Annotated in this window: 1 protein-coding gene; it reads right to left on the reverse strand. The window is 39.3% G+C overall.

Features of this window, described 5'->3' with window-relative positions; translation table 11 throughout:
- Nucleotides 1-504, reverse strand: a 504-nt coding sequence (locus ACIPNH_RS01235) for a phage portal protein (protein ID WP_400771139.1), incomplete at both ends; no start/stop codon positions are given.

Genomic DNA, 504 nt, shown 5'->3' on the forward strand with positions numbered 1-504 from the left:
CACGTCTTTGATCTTCTGCTATTTCTTGGTCAATTTCTTCTACATCGTAACCCATTTCTGATACTACTTCTGATCGACTCTTAAATCCATTTCTTACTGCCATTTGCTGTGCTTGCTGATCTTTTAGTGGATCCACCCAATCAAATCCCTGTGGTATCCATTTTACATCTTTAAATACTTGATTATCTGTTGTAGAAAGCTCTCCAGATAAAGTGGCAAGTTCTAGCCATCTATTCCATACTGGTCTGCAAAATTGAAATACCATAATGTTGTGTTGCAGCATAGCACATCGACGACGAAACTCTATTAATCCAGCTCTGATTGATGAATAATTCACTCCTGTTAAATCTCCTGTTAGCTGCTCATATGTTATCCCTGTGCCTATTGCTATTGCCCTCAGTTGCTGTCTCATGAATGCTTCATAACTTCCTCCTACATCTGACGGTTCTGAAAATTTTATGTCTTCTCCTGGGTCTAAAAGCTGCATTGTTCCTGGCTCTAAAC

Source organism: Wolbachia endosymbiont of Drosophila barbarae (assembly GCF_044752445.1).
Classification (GTDB): domain Bacteria; phylum Pseudomonadota; class Alphaproteobacteria; order Rickettsiales; family Anaplasmataceae; genus Wolbachia; species Wolbachia pipientis.